The following is a 17,290-nucleotide window of genomic DNA, read 5'->3' as shown; positions in this document are numbered from 1 at the left end:
TTAAGCTCCCGCCCGTGCAGTGGCTCCTCGTCGTCATCCCACCACCAGCCTCCTGAGCGGGGCAGTTTTCGCCGCGTGCGCCCGAACCGGGCCCGCGGCCACCGGATGACGTCCTGAACCGGCCGGCACACGCTGCCCCGCGTCGTCGATTTCCGATTCCTTCGACGCAGGAGCCCACTTCCGAATGTCTATTGCCGTACCTTCGCGCGCCCGCTCGTCGGCCGCCCTAGTCGTCGCCGGCGTGCTCTGGGGAACCGGTGGCCTGTCCGGGTCGCTTCTCGGCCAGCAAGCCGGCCTGCACCCGCTGGCCGTCGCCGCCTACCGCCTGCTCATCGGCGGTGCCGCGAGCGCCGCCTTCGTCGCTCTCGCCGGCGGACTTCGCCTTCCCGCCAAGGAAACCTGGCGTCGTCTCCTCCTTGTCGGCGCGCTCTTCGCGCTTTTCCAAACCAGCTACTTCGCTGCCGTCGCGCTCAGTTCGGTCAGCGTCGCGACCATGACCACGATCGGTGCCGCACCCGTCGTGCTCACGGTGGTCTCCGCGGTACAGCACCGCCGCGCGCCGCGGTTGTGGACGCTGGTGTCGGTCGGCGGTTCCGTCGCGGGGCTGGTGCTGTTGCGGTGGTCGCCGGAGACCGCGACGTCACCCGCCCAACTGGTCGGCGGCCTAGCCTTCGCGCTGCTCGCGGCGACCGGTTTCGCCGTGCTGACGCTCGTCACAGCGGAGCCCGTCGCCGGTCTGGAACCGTTGGCTACCACGGCATTCGGCTGCCTGACCGGCGGTTTGCTGCTGACCCCCGCCGCGTTGTGGTTCGGCATGAGCCTGCCCGCCCACGCCGACGTGCTGCTGCTGGCCGGGTACTTCGGCGTTGTCCCGACAGCCGTCGCGTATGCCGCGTACTTCCGCGGCCTCGGCGGTGCCCACCCGGTGCTGGGCGCGCTGTCCGCGCTGCTGGAACCGCTTACCGGGACCGTGCTTTCGGTCATTTTCCTGCACGAACGGCTGAGCGCGTTCGCGTGGGGCGGTGCGGTGCTGCTCGTCGCGGCGCTCGCGGTCGGCTACTGGCGGCCGGAGCCCCGATGACGACGCCCGCGCGCGGCCGGTTGCGCAACTTTCACGGACTGTCCGCATTCTTGGAGATTTCGCCACGAACGGGTGACGGATTCCGCTACGGTGCCGCCTATGTTCACCGAAAACCGAATATTCCGGACATCGGCGCTGGTCACGGGGGCGGCACTGCTGGCCTTGCTCGCGGGCTGCGGCGGTGGCTCGGCCGCGGGCACCGCTCCGCCTGCCAGTGCGAAACCCCCGATCACCGACCCCGCGGTACAGGCGGCGGCCCTGCGGACCGTGGATCCGTGCGCGCTGCTGGACGCCAAGACTCTCGGCGGCGTCGGCACTCCGGACCAGTCGAGCCTTTCGTCGTCCGAATGGGGCGAGTGCAGCGTCAACGTCAAGGACTCCGGCGGCAAGACCGTCGAACTGGTGCTGCGCGTCGGCGACCAGCTGATCATGTCGAAGGACCCGGTCGAGAAGCTCGAAGGCCTGCCGCTGGTCGTCGACGACGACAAGCCCGGGTCGTGCTGGGTCTCGGTCGTGACGTCGTTCGAACAGTCGCTGGGGATCACCTTCCAGACCAAGGCCCCGGGCGGCGACGCCTGCGCGCCCGGCCGCGCGGCGCTGACCAAGGTCGTGCAGGCACTGCACAGCGCTCCTCCGCAGTACAAGCAGGCACCCGGTTCCGTGCTGACCACCGACCCGTGCGCGGTGGCCGGCAAGCAGGCGGTGGAGACCGCGTTGGGACAGAAGTCCTTTGTGGAGCCCAAGAGCCTGCACGAATGCGACTTCTGGTCCGGCGACGACACCCACTACCCGCAGGTTTCGGTGCACCTCTACCAGGGCCTGCCCGCCGACGCCGAGGACGGCCAGCCCGCCGACCTTGGCAACGGAGTCACGGCCATCCAGAAAAAGGACGAGGACAGCAGCGTAGTCAGCTGCGACGCGACCTGGCGCAAGATAGAAACCCCGGAGGACGACGAAGCGCACGGGTACGGCGAGATCGTCTCCGTGGAGTTCAGCGGCGAGCCCACCAGCGGACTCGACACCGCCACCGCCTGCACGAAGGCGGTCGCCGTGGCCAAGACAGTGGCACCGTCGCTGGGCCACGCCTGATCACTCGCGAATCGCGCGGGCCTTCTGGGGGCCGGTTAACGCGGTAGGCGAGCGCGCCGTGCGCCCGGTCCGACATCGGGCGCGCGGCGGTCCTACTGCGTTTCGAGCGGCAGCGCCCGCCCGAGAATCGCGAACGGCCGCGGATCGCCGGTGAACTGGTAGTCGCGCAGAACGTCGACGAACCCCATGCGCCGGTACAGCTTCCACGCCCGGCTGGTGCCCTCCGGAGTGGAGAGCAGGACGTTCGCGCTGGGCACGCCGTCGAGCAGCCGGCGCAGCAGGTCCTCGCCGATCTGCTTGCCCTGGTTCTCCGGGCGCACGTGGATCTCGGTGAGCTCGAAGTAGTCCGTCAGCCAGCGTTCGGCTTCCTCCGTTCCGGAGCGGCGGGTGAGACCGTGCCGGACCTGCTCGTGCCACCACTGCCCGGCGCGGCCCTTGTAGCCGTACGCGATGCCGAGCAGGACGCCGTTGTCGTCGAGAGCGGCCATGCAGCGCCAGCCCTCGCGCAACGCGTGCGTGAGCCACATCGGCGCGCGCTGCTCCGCCGTGCCCTCGGGGTAGCGCATGGCGTTCACGTAGATCGCCAGCGCTTCCGGCAGCCGGGACCGGAACTCGTCGGCGGAGAACTGCACGTACCGGGAGCACCCGGAGGAGGACATCGCGGTCACAGTCGACCATCCTCCCCTTCGCCCGCGAGATCGCCGGGGGTGCCCCCGGTGAGGGTGACGAGTTCGTCGAACGTCGTCGGGAAGACCGATTTCGGATGCCCCGCCGCGGCCCACACCTCGGAGTACCCGCGCAACGCCGTGTCCACGAGCGTCACGAGCCGCTCCGGATGCCCGACCGGCGCGACGCCCCCGATCGGCTGCCCCGTGTGCTCCCGGACGAACGCCGCGTCCGCCTTGCCGACTTCGGCGACCCCGGCGAGTTCCGCCAGCCGGGACTCCTCGGCCCGATGCGCCCCCGAGGTGAGGGCGAGCACCGCGACCTCGGCCCCGTCAGCCGCGCGGCCCCGGAAAACCAAACTGTTCGCGATAGCGCCGACCGGCACCCCGAGCGCCTCCGCGGCCTGCGCGGCAGTGCGCACTTCAGCGGGCAGCACCCGCACTCCGGCAGCGGCAGCGTGCAGCCCGGCCTCGCCCAGTGCGGCGGTGACCTTGGCGACAGCGGGATGGTCGTGGGTGCTCACCCGGTTATGAGACCACGCCAGTGCAGCCGTGTCCCGCACCACGTGCCCGGATTCCACCGGCGGGGTTGAGCGGACTCGCCGGCGCGGCTACTCTGGAAACAGATCGAACAGACGTTCGATACCCGGTGGGAACGCACCGGCCGGTCCCGGGGTGGGGGAAGCACCTCGGGCCTCCGGCCGGCCCACCCGAGCAGGAGGAGGGTCGCCATGTCCGTCTCGGTCGTGTCCCCCGCGGACCGTGCCCCCGAGGCACACCGACCTGGCGCGGTGGGCGAACAGCTGACGTTCGGCGCGCCGGTGGAACGGCCAGGTGCTGCTGGTGCTGCTGCAGAGGGTGCTGCTGGCTCCGAGGGCAGCGCTGCTCAGGCGTCGCGTTCGGGTGCTGGTTCGGTTCCGTCGCCTGCTTCGGTGACTGGCTCTGCTCAGCCCGGGCTCGATCTTTGGCTCGCGTCGGAGAACGAGGCTGCTGCTCCGGCGGCTGGCCCCGCCCGGTCCGCTGCTTCGGAAACTGGCCCGGGCCTGACCCCCGCGCCGGGAAGCGACTCTGCGGCGTCGTCCGTTTCGGTGAGCGACTCTGGCCGGTCTGGTGTTCCAGGGGCCGAGTCTGGCTTGCCGTCTGCGTCGTCTCTTTCGTCGTCCGATTTCGACGGGCCTGCTGCTCCGGCGACTGGCCCTGGCTTGACGCCCGCGCTGGAAATCGACTCTGCGGAGTCGTCCGCTTCGGTGACCGACGCTGGCCAGCGTGGTGTTCCAGCGAGCGAGGCCGGTCTGCCGCCCGCCTCGTCTCCTTCGCAGTCCGGTTCTGGCAAACCTGCTTCGGCGGCTGGTCCCGCTCAGCCCGCTTCCGCGGAGCCGAGCCTCGACTCGTCGTCCGAACCAGCGTCCCTGGCAGCCAACCTCTCTGCTCCGGCAACCACCCCCGCGCTGCCCTTCGCGTCGGAAAACACCCCAGCCCCCCAGTCCGAACGCCCCTCAACCCTCAAGCCCACCGTGCACCACGTCCCCGAAAACACCGTGCCCAGCGCCCCGCCCCCGAGGCAGGTCGTCCACCGCACCCGGGCCGCGGTCCGGCCCTCCGCCGAGCCGTCCGCCCGCCGCTCCGGCGCCAAGGTCCAGCCGCAACTTCCGCTGTCCCTGCGCCCGCCGGCCCCGCCCGAGGCGGTCACCCTTCTCGCCCAGGCCAACCGCGGACTCGACCACGCGGACAACGAACGCGACCCAGCCGAACGCTTCATCGGCGCCTACCTGGCCGCCCTGCGCGGTGCGGGTGCGGTGCTCGCCGTCCGGGGCCGTCCGCGCCGGGGCCGGGGCCGTCCGGCCAGCGGCTGGGTGCTGCTCGACGCCGTCGCCCCCGAGTTGCGCGAATGGTCAGCGTTCTTCGCCGACCACTCGGAAACCCGGGCCGCCGCCGAAGCCGGCATCAGCGGTCGTGTCACCGCCGAGCTGGCCGAGAGTCTGCTGCAGGCGACCGCCCAGTTCCTCGAACTGGTCCGCCGGGTCGTGCACGACCTGCCGATGTCCGGGGAAGCCCATGTCGCGTGAACTCGGCACGGTCGACCACGGCCGGCTGCTCGAGGCGTTCTCCGCGGAGGCGCACCTGCTGGGGGAGGTGGCGCACTCGGCGTCACCCGATTCGCCGGTGCCCACCGCCCCCGGCTGGACGTTGAACGAGCTGCTCAAACACGTCGGCTCCGTCTACTGGCAGGTCCTCGGCTGGATCCGCGAAGGCCACCGCCCCGAACCGTGGCGCGAGCCCCTGCCCGGCCAGCCCGTGGTCGACTTCTACTCCGTCGCCCGCACCGAACTCGAAGTCGAACTGGCCAACCACGACCCGGCCACCCGAACCGCCACCTGGTGGTCCGCCGACCCGACCCACGGTTTCTGGCGCCGCCGCATGCTCCACGAAACCCTCGTGCACCGAGTGGACGCCGAGAACGCAGCCGGAATCGGCGATTCGACGGTGCCCGACGACCTGGCCGCCGACGGCGTCGACGAGGCCCTCACTCTCTACTTTGGACACAAGCTCACCACCATGGGCATCTCGGGAACCCGCAACGGCACAGTGGGTTTCCACACCGGCGGCCACAGCTGGATCGCGAGAGCAGGCCCCGGCGAAACGGAGGCCTGGCGCTGCTCTCCCCGAGAAGCCGACGCCGCGGACGCGATCGTCACCGGCTCGCCCGCGAACGTGTACCTCTGGCTGTGGGGAAGAGTCCCGGTGACCATGGTCCACACCGACGGAGACCACGAGCTGTCCGCCCAAACCTGGGCCCTGCTGCGACTGGCCACCAGATAGCGTTCGAGAACTGAAAGCGGGGAAGCTTCCCGGTTCTGCGCTGTTTCCTCGACCACCGTGGCGATCCGGCTGTGCCGGCAAGCGTGATACCCCCGCGCTTGTCGGCACAGTTCTTTTACCGACCCCGCGACCCGCCGTTTTTGTCGGCCCTGCCCGCTACCGTGGCGACATGGCAACACGTCTGGCCAGCCTGGTCATCGCCGCCGAACAACCAGCACGCCTGGCCCGCTTCTGGTCCGACCTCCTAGGCTGGCAGCTCACCACGAAATCCCCAGCCGAGGCAGCAATCCAGCCCCCACCCGGCGACGGCTGCGACCTCACCCTGGTCTTCGCCGCGACCTCCCGCCCGAAGACCACTAAAAACCGCCTCCATCTGGACCTCTCCAGCACCTCCGGCGAGAACCAGCGCGAAACAGTCTCCCGAGCCGTTTCTTCAGGAGCACGCCCGATCGACATCGGCCAGCGCAACGTCCCGTGGATCGTTCTGGCCGACCCCGAAGACAACGAGTTCTGCGTACTCGAACCCCGCGAGGAATACGCCAATTCCGGTGCCATCGCAGCGATCGTCGTCGATGCACAAGACCCCGCGCGCCTGGCCCGCTTCTGGTCCCCGTTCACCGCGTGGCCGATCACCGCGGACGACCCCGCCATCACCACCCTGCGCAACCCCACCGGCCGCGGCCCCACTCTCGAATTCCTGCGCGTGAACACCCCAAAATACGGGAAAAACCGCCTTCACCTAGACCTATCCGGTGACGACCCAGCTGAAACCGACCGCATCCAAGCCGCCGGTGCCCGCCCACTCGGTACCACTCAGCCCAACGCCGCTCAGGCCGACTTCACCGACCCGGAAGACAACGAATTCCGCGTCCTACTCCCAAACTGACCCGCACCATTGTTTCCCGCAGATCACACATTCCCGGCCACCCTCTGACAGACCCGAAACACCACAAGACGCCCCCGGTTACGTACGTCGGCGACGGTACGTCCATGGACACGCCCTCCACCCCCCGCAGCCTCCTCGCGAACACAATCCCCGCGCACCCGTCAAACCACCGCCACCCCAACGAAAACCTCGCGCCAGCACAAGCCTGGCGAGTACGCGTCCGCTCCGACGCCCACCCCGGCACCTTGGCCCGCTTCGCAATCCGCCTGGCCGACCTCGAATGCAGCATCCTCGGCCTGACCAGACATCCAGCCCCCGGCGGCGTCCTGGACGAATTCGTCCTGCGCCCAGCAGCAGGCTTGCCCCAGCACCTCCTGATAGACGCCCTCCGCGACGAAGGCGGCGATTGCCTGGGGATGACTGAAACCACCATCCCGGACGTCCGCGCCTCCGCTGCCACCACGCTCGCCGCCGAGGATCCGATCGCCGACGCCGCCCGGGAACTCCTCACCCCCATCGCGGAATCACCGTCCCCTGAATTGCCGACAACCGCTGGCATCCGGAAACTCCCTGCCCCGGCGACACGCCTCAAGCCTTCTTCTCCGCCATTCGATGCCCCAGCAACTGTTGATACGGAGACCCGCGCCGCGAAGGGGCCACTCGACGCTCCGGCAGTTTCTGATCGACAGGCAACTTCTAGAGCTGAGGTCGGAAGATCCGATGCTCCGGTGGCACGCGTTGAGCCGTCTTCAGGGCCACTCCACGCACCGGCAGCGACTGATCGAGAGGCAACCTCCGACACTCGGCTACGCGGTGCTCAGGCGGCATCTGCGTCCCGCACCGGTGGGAAGCCGCCCACCGAGGCTTCCGCGCGCGAACTCCGCGCTCCTTCAGTCCCGACGGCCATAGATCAAGAAACTGCTTCTGCACTCGATGCCGGAGCACGCCGTGTTCCGGCGGCCACTGCGCTTCCCGTCGCGGGCGAGCTGTGCATCGGGGCCGACGCTCGGGAATTGTCCACTCCGGCAGCAACTTCCAGCACCGCCGACGACACGGCGGTCACCGAAGCAATTGCCAATGCCGTCGGGAGAGCGCCGATTGCCGAAACTACCGTTCGCGGACTTCGCGATTCAGCCGCGACAGCGCTCGTCGCCGCTCGGCGGGCGATTGTTGATCCGGATTGCCGCGCTCCGATGCTGCGGATGGTGCTGTCCGCGGATCTCGTGACGCTCGTCCCGATGAGCGAGGCCAACCCAGGGCGCACCGAAGGCGGCCACCGGGCGGTATTCGCCTTTGGGGAAGGGCAGGCGTTTGTCGCCCGGCGGCGATGGGTGGCATTCGCTGAACCCGAACTTGCCCAGGCCGCAGCCTTCCTGGAACTGCTCGCCGCGGCGGAGCAGAATCTGGCCGGTCCGGCGGTGCTCAACCGTCCGGACGGGGCGGCGGTCGTTCTGCGCCTCGGTACTCCGCGCGACACCGACGCGATCGGTGCGGTGCATCTTCGCTGTTCGGCGAAGACGTTGTTCAACCGCTACCACACAGGGCTGCGCACGGTTCCCCGGAAATGGCTGCACCGCTTGCTCATGCCTCCGCGCGGAACCAGCTTGCTCGCGGTGTGCGGCCGGGACGTGATCGGGTTCGGGCAGTTGATTTCCCAGCGCGACGGTACGGCCGAGGTATCGCTTCTCGTCGAGGATGCATGGCAGCGCCAGGGAATCGGCACGGCGTTGCTCGCTCGGCTGGTCGCCCTCGCCGGAGCCGACGGGATCACGGAACTGACTGCGTTCCGTCTTCCGGGCAACGACGCGATGGCCCGGACCGCTGTTCGCGCCGGACTGCGGGTCGAAACCAGCCCGGACGACGGCACGGTGCTGCGGCTCGTCGCCGACCGGACGTCGCGGACGGTCAGCGGTTCCAGAACCAGTCTTTGCCCCGCGCCTCGCGCAGCGCCTGCTTCTTCCGGTCGGGAGTGAGCCGGTCGAGGTAGAGCTTGCCGTCGAGATGGTCGGTTTCGTGCTGGAGACACTGGGCCAGCACGTCGACGCCCTCGACCTCGATCGGCTCGTTGCGCAGGTCGACGCCGCGCACCACGGCGTGCTTCGCGCGGACCGTCGGGAACCACAGTTCCGGCACCGACAGGCAGCCCTCGCCGATTTCGTGCGTTTCCTCGGACAGGTGGGCGATCTCCGGGTTGATGACGTACCCGGTCAGCCCGCCGACGTCGTAGCTGAACACCCGCAGCCCGACCCCGATCTGCGGCGCGGCGAGCCCTGCCCGGCCCTCCGGCTGCACGCTGTCGAGGAGGTCCTTCACCAGCGCCTCGATCTTGCTGTCGAACGTGGTCACCGGGTCGCACGCGGACTTGAGCACCGGGTCACCGAAGTAGCGCAACTCGCGCATCGCCATGATCGAACGTCCTTTTGTCCACCGAGGGGCCACGAGAAGTCTAGTGACACCACCTGCTTCGCCGACGCGGGTCCACCAGGCAAGCCCGACGGCACCGCCCGTACGGCGGACCCACAGGCCACACCCGCTCGCGCCTCGGCCGAGCAGCACGGGGCAAGGATCAAGCTCTCAAACGGAGTCCCTTCGGCGTCGCGCGGAAGCCGGCCTCCTGCAGGATTTCGGCTAGTTCCGAGGTCAGCGCGTGTTCTCCGTCCGCGCGCTGGACGGCCAACTGTCCCAGCCAGCCTTCTCGAACCGCGGTCGACAACGCGGCCGCGGCGGCTTGCAGTGAGCTGCGTTCCTCGGTGAAGCTCAGCAACGAGCGGCCGCCGCGTTCGACGTACAGGGCTGGGATTCCGTCGACCAGCACCGCCAGCGCTCCGGCTTTGCGCGCCGGGCGGTGTTTCGTGTCGCCTGTCGCGGCGGGCCAGGACAGAGCCGCGCCGTACGGCTGTGCTGGATCCGCGGCGGCGAGCACCACGGCACGTGCGTTGTCATTCCGGGCTGCCGAGGCGGGCGCGGTGCTGGAGAGCGCCCGCAGCCGGTCGACCGCGCCCTTCGCGGCGAACTGTGCGGCACCGAGACCTTCGACGACATAGCCGCGGATGACCTGCCCGGTGTCCTCCATGCCGCGCAACACCTTGTAGATCCCGGAAAACCCGCCGGTGACCCGTTCGGTGTCGAGCGCGCCTCGGGTGAGGACGCCGTGCCGTTCCAGGAATGCCTCGGTGCGGGCATGTGCGCGGCGGGTCGGGTCGGCTTCGCGAGGCGGGGTCAGCGCCCAACGGCCGGCCGCGGTCGGCGGCCCGGTGCGTGACGGCATCGCCGGACGGCCGGCGCGCATACGGGCGTAGCGGCCGCGTGGCGCTTGCCGCCGGGGTTTGTGCGCGCCGTGCCCGGCGACCTGCGCGCGCAGCGGCGCGAGCGTGTCGCCGGTGACCAGCCCGGCCCACACCAGATCCCACAGCGCGGCCACCACGGCACCGTCGTCCGGCGGCTGTTCCAGACCCGGCGTGACCCGGTCGACGAGCTGGCGGAAGAACAACGCTCCGCCTTCCAGCGCCGTCACGATGGCGTCGTGCAGCGGACTCGTCGGCGGATTCTCCTCGACCTCGGGCAGCAGCAGATCCGCGACGTCCGACGGAGCGAGCGCTAGCCACCCGTCCCCGCCGGAGAGCGAACCGCAGCCTGCCCACGTGACCTCGCCCGCGGTGGTGAGTTCGTCGAGCAGCGCGGGGGAGTAGCCCGGCAATCGGCTCGGCAGGATCAGCGACTCGACCGCGCTCGCCGGCAACGGCGCACCGGCAAGCTGTTCGACCACCGACAGCACGTCGTCGGCCGTCGGCGCGGACCGCAGCCGCGCGCCGATTCCGTGCCACGAGGGCAAGAACCGGCCCAGCGCCGCCGGCTCCACGGGCTCGACCTCTGCCCGCAGCCGGGCGAGCGACGCGCGCCGCAACCGCCGCAGCACGGCCGCGTCGCAGTATTCGACGCCCACGCCATGGGTTTCCGGATGTCCGACCGGACTCAGCTCGCCGCGGACCAGCCTGCCTTCACCGGTGAGCCGGTCGAGCACGCCGGTGACGACCGCTGAACCCAATCCGAACCGATCCGCCGCGGCCGTCGCGGAGAACGGGCCGCGGGTCCGCGCGTAGCGGCCGAGCAGGTCGCCCAGCGGATCCGCCACCGGCTCGGTGAACGCCTCGGGCAGACCGACCGGAAGCGCGACGCCCAGCGCGTCCCGCACCCGCCCGGCGTCCTCGATGGCCAGATACCGCTCCTCGCCGCCGATGCGCACCTGGATCGCACGCCGTGCCGAGGCGAGTTCTTCCAGCCACTCCGGCTGAATCCCGCGTTCCGCGGCTTCGGCGATGGACAGATCGCCGAGGAACCGCAGCAGGTCGGCCGCGTCCTCCGCCGACCGGGCGTGCCTATCTGGTTCGAGCCGCTGCAACGACCGTTCGACCTCGGCCACGGCTTCCGGATCGAGCAGCTCGCGAATCGCTTCCGTGCCCAGCAATTCGGCCAGCAGCGCGGAATCCAGCGACAGCGCCGCGGCTCGCCGTTCGGCCAGCGGAGCGTCCGTCTCGTACAGGAACATCCCGACGTACCCGAACAACAGGCTTCGGGCGAACGGCGACGCGGCAGGCGTCTCCACTTCGACCAGCCGCACCTTGCGCGCCCGGACGTCCGACATCAGCTCCCGCAGCCCGCCGACGTCGTAGACGTCCTGCAGAACCTCGCGCATCGCCTCCAGCACGACCGGGAACCGCTCGTACTTCGCCGCCACCGACAACAGTTGCGACGCCCGTTGCCGTTGCTGCCACAACGGTGTGCGCCGCCGCGGATCCCGGCGCGGCAGCAAGAGCGAGCGGGCCGCGCACTCCCGGAACCGCGCCGCGAAGACCGCCGAGCCGCCGACCTCCGCCACGATCAGCTGCTCGACCTCCTCCGGATCCAGCAGGACGTCGTCGGCGGTGATGGTGACCTCGCCGCCGTCGGCGTCGAGCGCGTCGGGCAGCCGCAGCACGATGCCGTCGTCGGAGTGCGCCACCTGGGCGTCGACGCCGCGGTTTTCCCGCAGCCGGGCGGCGATCGCGAGCGCCCACGGAGCGTTCACCTGCGCGCCGAACGGCGAGTGCAGCACGATCCGCCAGTCGCCCAGTTCGTCGCGGTAGCGCTCGAGCAGGATGACGCGGTCGTTGGGCACGTGCCGGGTCGCCGACTTCTGTTCTTCCAGATACGCCAGCAGGTTGTCGCAGGCGCGCTGGTCGAGCCCGGCCGCGGCGGCCCGGTCCCGCGCCGTCGCGGTGTCCGAAGTGGACAGTTCGCGGACGAACGCGCCGAGCGCCCGCCCCAGTTCCAGCGGGCGTCCGGCGGCGTCGCCCTTCCAGAACGGCATCCGGGCGGGCTGGCCCGGAGCGGGCACGACGATCACCCGGTCATGGGTGATGTCGGTGATCCGCCACGACGAGGTGCCGAGCAGGATCGTGTCGCCGACCCGCGATTCGTACACCATCTCCTCGTCGAACTCGCCCACGCGCGAGCCGGGTTTGCCCTCGTCGCCCGGCGTCATCACGGTGAACAGCCCGCGGTCGGGGATCGTGCCGCCGGACGTGACCGCCAGCCGCTGCGAACCCGGCCGCCCGCGCAGTTCGCCGCCGACCCGGTCCCACGTGATCCGCGCCCGCAGCTCGCCGAACTCCTCGCTCGGGTAGCGGCCGGCGAGCATGTCGAGCACCGCGTGCAGCGCGTCGTCCGGCAGCGAGCTGAACGGTGCCGCCCGCCGGACGAGCGCCGCCAGCTCCGGCACCGTCCACGGTTCGAGCGCCACCATCGCGACGACGTGCTGGGCCAGCACGTCGAGCGGGTTGCGCGGGTACCGCACCGCCTCGATCGCCCCGGTCGCCATCCGTTCCGCGACGACGGCGCACGACACCAGATCGCCGCGGAACTTCGGGAACATCACGCCGGACGACACCGCGCCGACCTGGTGCCCGGCCCGGCCGACGCGCTGCAGCCCGGACGCCACCGTGGGCGGAGCCTCGATCTGCACGACCAGGTCCACCGCGCCCATGTCGATGCCGAGTTCGAGCGACGACGTGGCCACCACGCACGGCAGCCGCCCGGACTTCAGTTCTTCTTCGACATGGGTGCGCTGCTCGCGGGACATCGACCCGTGGTGCGCCCGCGCGATGACCGGCTCCGTGCCCGTCGTGACGCCGGACTGCCCGACCGCCTCCGCCGGGAACGCGTCGCTCCGGGACAGACCGGTCTGCTCGGACGCGAGTTCGTTGAGCCGCGCAGTGAGCCGTTCGGTGAGCCGCCGCGAGTTGCCGAAGACGATGGTCGAGCGGTGCGCGCGGATCAGCTCCAGCACCCGTTCCTCGACCGCGGGCCAGATCGACGGCCGCTGCACCGCCGCGCCGGCCACTTCTTCCTGGGTGCCGATCCCGCCCTCCGAAGGCAACTGCGACAACGACGTGAGGTCGTCGAGCCGCTCCAGCGGCGAAGGCGCCGGGCCGTCGAGGTTCGCCATGTCCTCGACGGGCACCTCCACCCGCACCTGGATCGTCTTCGCGAGCTTCGGCTGCACGACCGTGACCGGACGGCCGCCGGCGAGGAACGCGCTGACCTCGTCGACCGGCCGCACGGTGGCCGACAATCCGATGCGCTGAGCCGGTTTGGGCAGCAGCGCGTCGAGCCGTTCCAGCGACAACGCCAGGTGCGCGCCGCGTTTGCCGCCCGCGACGGCGTGCACCTCGTCGACGATGACCGTCTCGACGCCCTTCAGCGATTCCCGCGCCGAGGACGTGAGGATGAGAAACAGCGACTCCGGCGTGGTGACCAGCACGTCCGGCGGGGTTTTCCCGAACGACCGGCGCTCCGCCGCCGTGGTGTCGCCGGTGCGCATGCCGACCTCGATCTCCGGCACGGGCAGGCCGAGCCGGTGCGCGGCCTGGGAGATGCCCGCCAGCGGCGCGCGCAGGTTGCGCTGCACGTCGACCGCCAGCGCCTTCAGCGGCGAGACGTACAGGATCCGGCACCGCTCGCGCGGGTTCGCCGGCGGCGGTTCCGCCGCCAGCCGGTCGAGTGCCCACAGGAACGCGGACAGCGTCTTGCCGGACCCGGTGGGCGCCACGACCAGGGCGTGCTGCCCGGCGTGTGCGGCCCGCCAGGCCCCTTCCTGCGCGGCCGTCGGGGCGGCGAAGGCTCCGGCGAACCAGGTGCTGGTCGCCGGGGAGAAGAGGTCGAGGACGTCGTTTGCCACGGGATCCATCATGCGCGGCGCCCCCGACAATTTCCGGGGCCCCGGCAGCGGACCCCGTGCCGGATCCCCTCGTGTGGGTGACCGATCGGCTTAGATCGCGTACTTCCACACGGTCAGCGAATAAGCCGAATACCAGGCCCCGACCAGCACGAACACGGTCGCCGCGGCGATCATCGTGGACTTCTTGCGCCCGGCCAGCCCCATCGCGACGGGCAGCAGGAGCGCGAAGTCGGGAAGGACGAACCTCGACTTCAGGGCAGGCAGCCCGGCGCTGCACAGGACCAGCACCAGGACACCCACCGCGTACGCGGCCAGGGGCCACGGCATCCGCCGGCCGGTGACGCAGACAACCGCGAGCGCGATCGCCGCGACCATCACCAGCACGACGAGCGTTTCCCACGCGTTGCCCGAGGTGAAAAGCGTCTGCGTGATCCACTGCCAGGCTTCGGCCCCGGCGTCGAATCGCGTGTTCCAGCCGCGCAGCTCCACGTCCTGCCAGCCGGTCACACTGCCGGTCTGCACCGCGACGAACAGCCAGTACCCGAGCAGGCCGAGCGGCGCGACGAAGACGCACGCGAGCGCGTTCCACCGCTGTCTGTTCCGCCACACGTCGACGGCCGCGGCGATCACCACGACGGCGACCAGCACGCACGCGGTGGACCGGGTGAGCCCGGCGAACAGCGTCGCGGTCGCGGCGAGATACCACCTGCGTTCGAGCACGCCGACCAGCGCCCACGCGGCGAGCGCGGTGAAAAGCGCCTCGGTCATCACCATGCTCTCGGCGATCGCCATCGGCGCGGCGCCCCACAACACCGCGAGCAGCAGCCCCGCCCGCTGGCTGTGGACGAGCCGGCCGATCCGGTACATCGCCGCCGCCGCCGCGATTCCGGCGAGCGTCGACACCAGGAGGCCCGCTCCGTAGTACGTCACCCCGGGCAGCTTCTCGAACAGCCCGGTCAGCGCCGGATACAAGGGGAAGTAGCCGTACGACGCGTCGGGATACGGCAGCCCGGCGGCGTCGAGCGGATTGCTCACGCCGGTGTAGCTGTGCTCCGCGATCTGCAGGTACCACCAGCCGTCCCAGGCCTTCAGCCGCTCGCCGAACGGCAGGTCCCGGGGCGCGGCCATCGCCGCGAGCGCGCCGAGACCGACCAGCCGCACCACGAGGTACAGCACCGCCGCGTGCAGGTAGCCGGAGCTGCTCCATCTGCCCGCCGCGACCCGCAGCGAGCGCGCCGGACCGTCCGCTGCCCGTTCGAACTGCTCCCGGCGGGTCTTGTCCACTAGCTCTGTCATTGCCTCCCCGTCCTCGGAAGACGAGACGTTCCGTTGTTCCCCGGGGTTGCGCGCGTCGCGAGTTTCGCGGGTCCGCACGCACGGTGACCGGGCACGTGGCAGCATCTCCGCCAGCGCTGCTTGAGTCGAGGGGAAATTACTGTGCGGATCCTGTCGGTGGACCTCGGGACGTCCAACACCGTTGCCGTCCTTTCCGCGCACGGCAGGCCGCCACGCGTCGTCGAGGTCGACGGGTCGGCCAACATGCCCTCCGCGGTGTTCGCCGGGGAAGACGGCACGCTCATGGTCGGCCGGGACGCCGAACGTCGTGCGCGGCTCGACCCGACACGGTTCGAGCCCAACCCTAAACGGCGCATCGACGAGCAGACGCTGCTGCTCGGCACAGACGTCGTGCCGGTCAACGAAGCGCTCGCCGCGATCCTGCGCCGCGTGCTCGACGAGACCACGCGCCAGCTCGGCGGCGAACAGCCGGACGAGGTCCGGCTCACCCACCCCGCGCAGTGGGGTCCGGTGCGCCGCAACGTGCTGCTGAGCGCGGCGCGGCTCGCTGGCATCCGCGGAAACGTGATCCTCGTGCCGGAGCCCGTCGCGGCCGCGGCGCACTTCGCGTCGTTCCCCGAGCGCGCGTTGGCTCCAGGGCAGGCTCTCGCGGTGTACGACCTCGGCGCGGGCACGTTCGACGTCGCAGTCGTCGGCGCGAACCAGAACGGTTACACAGTGCTCGCCGAGGACGGTCTGCCCGACCTCGGCGGCCTCGACGTCGACCAGGCGCTGATGGTCCACGTAGGACGTGAGGTGTCCCACTCGGACCCGCAGCGCTGGCAGCGTCTGCTTCGCCCCGAGTCCACTGCGGACCGGCGTACGCGACGCGCGCTGCAAGAAGACGTGAAGGCCGCGAAGGAGGCACTGTCTCGGCACCCGCAGACAGAGGTGCCGATGCCGGAGCCGTTCAAGGACGTGCTCGTCACGCGCGGAGAGCTCGAAGGCTTGGTCCGTCCGGCAATGCTGCGCAGCGTGGAGCTGCTTTCGCGGACACTTCGTTCGGCTGGGCTGACCTCGGAGCGTCTCGCCGGCATCTACCTCGTCGGCGGTTCGAGCCGGTTGCCGCTGGTCGGGTCGATGATCGCGGAGAAGCTCGGCGTCGTCCCCACGAGTCTTGACCAGCCCGAGACGGCCGTCGCCCTGGGTGCACAGCACGTCGCTAAAGACGGACTGTCGATGCGTACGCAGAACGTCGAGGGCCAGGTGGCGTCAGGTGCGCCGTACGCGCCGCCTGCCGCGCCCCAGGGCGGCTACCCGGCGTACTCGCCGACGCAGCCACAGCAGATGCCGCCGTTCCAGCCTTCGCCGGCACCGTCCAACTTCCCGACGTACACGCCCGCTAAGCCGGAGAAGAAGAGCCGCACCAAGCTGTGGATCGGCATCGCGGCAGCTGTGGTGGTCGTGCTCGCCGCGGGGTTGACCGTGTTCCTGACAACACAGGGTTCGTCAGTGAAGACGTACACCGCCGACGAGTGCCGTACGCCGGGGCAAGCCGACTCGTCCGGACTGACCGGCTGCATGCGTCAGCTCGCCGGCAAGGTCGCTGACAACGGCGGCTGTGCTCCCGGCATGGGCAACGGCCCCGCCGCGCCGGCGAAGAGCCTCGGGACCGCGTCGACGTGCGCCGCGCCGGGGCGCGCGGGCACTCAGGTGACGTACGTGCAGGGACAGTCGGCAGCGGAGCTGAAGCAGTACACCGACGGACTGCTCTCCTCCGCGGGCGGCGACCGCACCGAAGCGGACTGGAAGGGCAACGCGCTCGAAGGGCACTACGCGGCGGCGGCCGGGCAGTCGTCGGCGGTCCTCGTGTTCACCGTGAAGGACCGGCCCCTCGTCGGATTCCTCTACCAGGTGAATTCCGGCGGGCAGGCGGCCACGCCGGGCGCACTGGCCGACTACTTCGAGCAGAACGTCCAGCCGGGGGAGTGATCCCCGCCGGAGCGGGAAAGCTAGCATTCGCCCGATGCGTATCACGGTGTTCCGACGGCTGATGGCCGACGAGTTCGGGTCCGGACGCGCCGAGATGCTCGCCAAGGACCACGTGTTCAGCGGGCTCGGCGGGCGCACGGTCGAAGAGGCGCTGAGCGCGGGAACGCCGGCCAAAGAGATCTGGCGAGCGGTCTGCGTCGAGTTCGAGGTGCCGCCGGAGCGGCGCTGACCTGCGAGTTCCGGGTCCGGACGCGGCGGAGGGCGAA

General features: G+C 70.5%; 13 protein-coding genes. 8 read left to right on the top strand and 5 right to left on the bottom strand.

The window, feature by feature from the left end:
* Positions 1 to 184: 184 nt before the first annotated feature.
* A complete protein-coding gene (locus FKO37_RS38330) occupies positions 185 to 1,081 on the top strand; it encodes a DMT family transporter (RefSeq protein ID WP_238607641.1) in 897 nt (298 codons plus the stop codon).
* 99 nt (positions 1,082 to 1,180) lie between these two features.
* Complete coding sequence (locus FKO37_RS38325) at positions 1,181 to 2,170, top strand: DUF3558 family protein (RefSeq protein ID WP_238607640.1); 990 nt, start codon at positions 1,181 to 1,183, stop codon at positions 2,168 to 2,170.
* A 92-nt stretch (positions 2,171 to 2,262) separates the two neighbouring features.
* Here FKO37_RS38325 and FKO37_RS38320 read toward each other — a convergent pair whose 3' ends face one another.
* Both FKO37_RS38320 and FKO37_RS38315 read right to left on the bottom strand, forming a co-directional pair.
* Positions 2,263 to 2,838, bottom strand: coding sequence for a GNAT family N-acetyltransferase (locus FKO37_RS38320; RefSeq protein ID WP_238607639.1), 576 nt, complete (start codon positions 2,836 to 2,838; stop codon positions 2,263 to 2,265).
* Positions 2,835 to 3,359 (bottom strand): YbaK/EbsC family protein, encoded by a 525-nt coding sequence (locus tag FKO37_RS38315; protein WP_238607638.1) that lies wholly within the window; start codon positions 3,357 to 3,359, stop codon positions 2,835 to 2,837. Before FKO37_RS38315 ends, FKO37_RS38320 begins: the two co-directional genes overlap by 4 nt.
* Before the next feature lie 990 nt (positions 3,360 to 4,349).
* On the opposite strand from FKO37_RS38315, the gene FKO37_RS38310 reads away from it, so the two are divergent.
* The 4 genes from FKO37_RS38310 to FKO37_RS38295 all read left to right on the top strand — a co-directional run bounded on the left by FKO37_RS38310 (position 4,350) and on the right by FKO37_RS38295 (position 8,514).
* Positions 4,350 to 4,901, top strand: coding sequence for an SAV_6107 family HEPN domain-containing protein (locus FKO37_RS38310; protein ID WP_238607637.1), 552 nt, complete (start codon positions 4,350 to 4,352; stop codon positions 4,899 to 4,901).
* Complete coding sequence (locus FKO37_RS38305; RefSeq protein ID WP_238607636.1) at positions 4,891 to 5,655, top strand: maleylpyruvate isomerase family mycothiol-dependent enzyme; 765 nt, start codon at positions 4,891 to 4,893, stop codon at positions 5,653 to 5,655. Before FKO37_RS38310 ends, FKO37_RS38305 begins: the two co-directional genes overlap by 11 nt.
* A 169-nt stretch (positions 5,656 to 5,824) precedes the next feature.
* Entirely contained in the window at positions 5,825 to 6,541 is a 717-nt protein-coding gene (locus FKO37_RS38300; protein WP_238607635.1) for a VOC family protein, read from the top strand.
* 104 nt (positions 6,542 to 6,645) lie between these two features.
* Positions 6,646 to 8,514, top strand: coding sequence for a GNAT family N-acetyltransferase (locus FKO37_RS38295; RefSeq protein WP_238607634.1), 1,869 nt, complete (start codon positions 6,646 to 6,648; stop codon positions 8,512 to 8,514).
* On the opposite strand, the gene def is transcribed toward FKO37_RS38295, so the two are convergent.
* The 3 genes from def to FKO37_RS38280 form a co-directional block, all read right to left on the bottom strand.
* A complete protein-coding gene (gene def / locus FKO37_RS38290; RefSeq protein WP_238607633.1) occupies positions 8,447 to 8,947 on the bottom strand; it encodes a peptide deformylase in 501 nt (166 codons plus the stop codon). The two genes, FKO37_RS38295 and def, sit on opposite strands and share 68 nt — an antisense overlap.
* 160 nt (positions 8,948 to 9,107) lie before the next feature.
* A complete protein-coding gene (locus tag FKO37_RS38285; protein ID WP_238608399.1) occupies positions 9,108 to 13,766 on the bottom strand; it encodes an ATP-dependent helicase in 4,659 nt (1,552 codons plus the stop codon).
* 81 nt (positions 13,767 to 13,847) lie between these two features.
* Entirely contained in the window at positions 13,848 to 15,053 is a 1,206-nt protein-coding gene (locus FKO37_RS38280; protein ID WP_238607632.1) for a glycosyltransferase family 39 protein, read from the bottom strand.
* A gap of 141 nt (positions 15,054 to 15,194) precedes the next feature.
* On the opposite strand from FKO37_RS38280, the gene FKO37_RS38275 reads away from it, so the two are divergent.
* The gene (locus tag FKO37_RS38275) at positions 15,195 to 17,024 is read left to right on the top strand and encodes an Hsp70 family protein (RefSeq protein ID WP_238607631.1); all 1,830 of its coding nucleotides are present in this window, start codon (positions 15,195 to 15,197) and stop codon (positions 17,022 to 17,024) included.
* 34 nt (positions 17,025 to 17,058) lie between these two features.
* Positions 17,059 to 17,253 carry a DUF3046 domain-containing protein gene (locus FKO37_RS38270; RefSeq protein ID WP_037809733.1) on the top strand — a complete coding sequence of 65 codons (195 nt, stop codon included), beginning with the start codon at positions 17,059 to 17,061 and terminating at the stop codon, positions 17,251 to 17,253.
* The last annotated feature ends 37 nt before the right edge of the window (positions 17,254 to 17,290 follow it).

Origin of the sequence: Amycolatopsis sp. Poz14 (assembly GCF_006704225.1) — a bacterium.
GTDB lineage: Bacteria > Actinomycetota > Actinomycetes > Mycobacteriales > Pseudonocardiaceae > Amycolatopsis > Amycolatopsis nivea.
The sequence above is the reverse complement of the archived record's forward strand: the minus strand, read 5'-3'. Positions and strand labels throughout refer to the sequence as shown.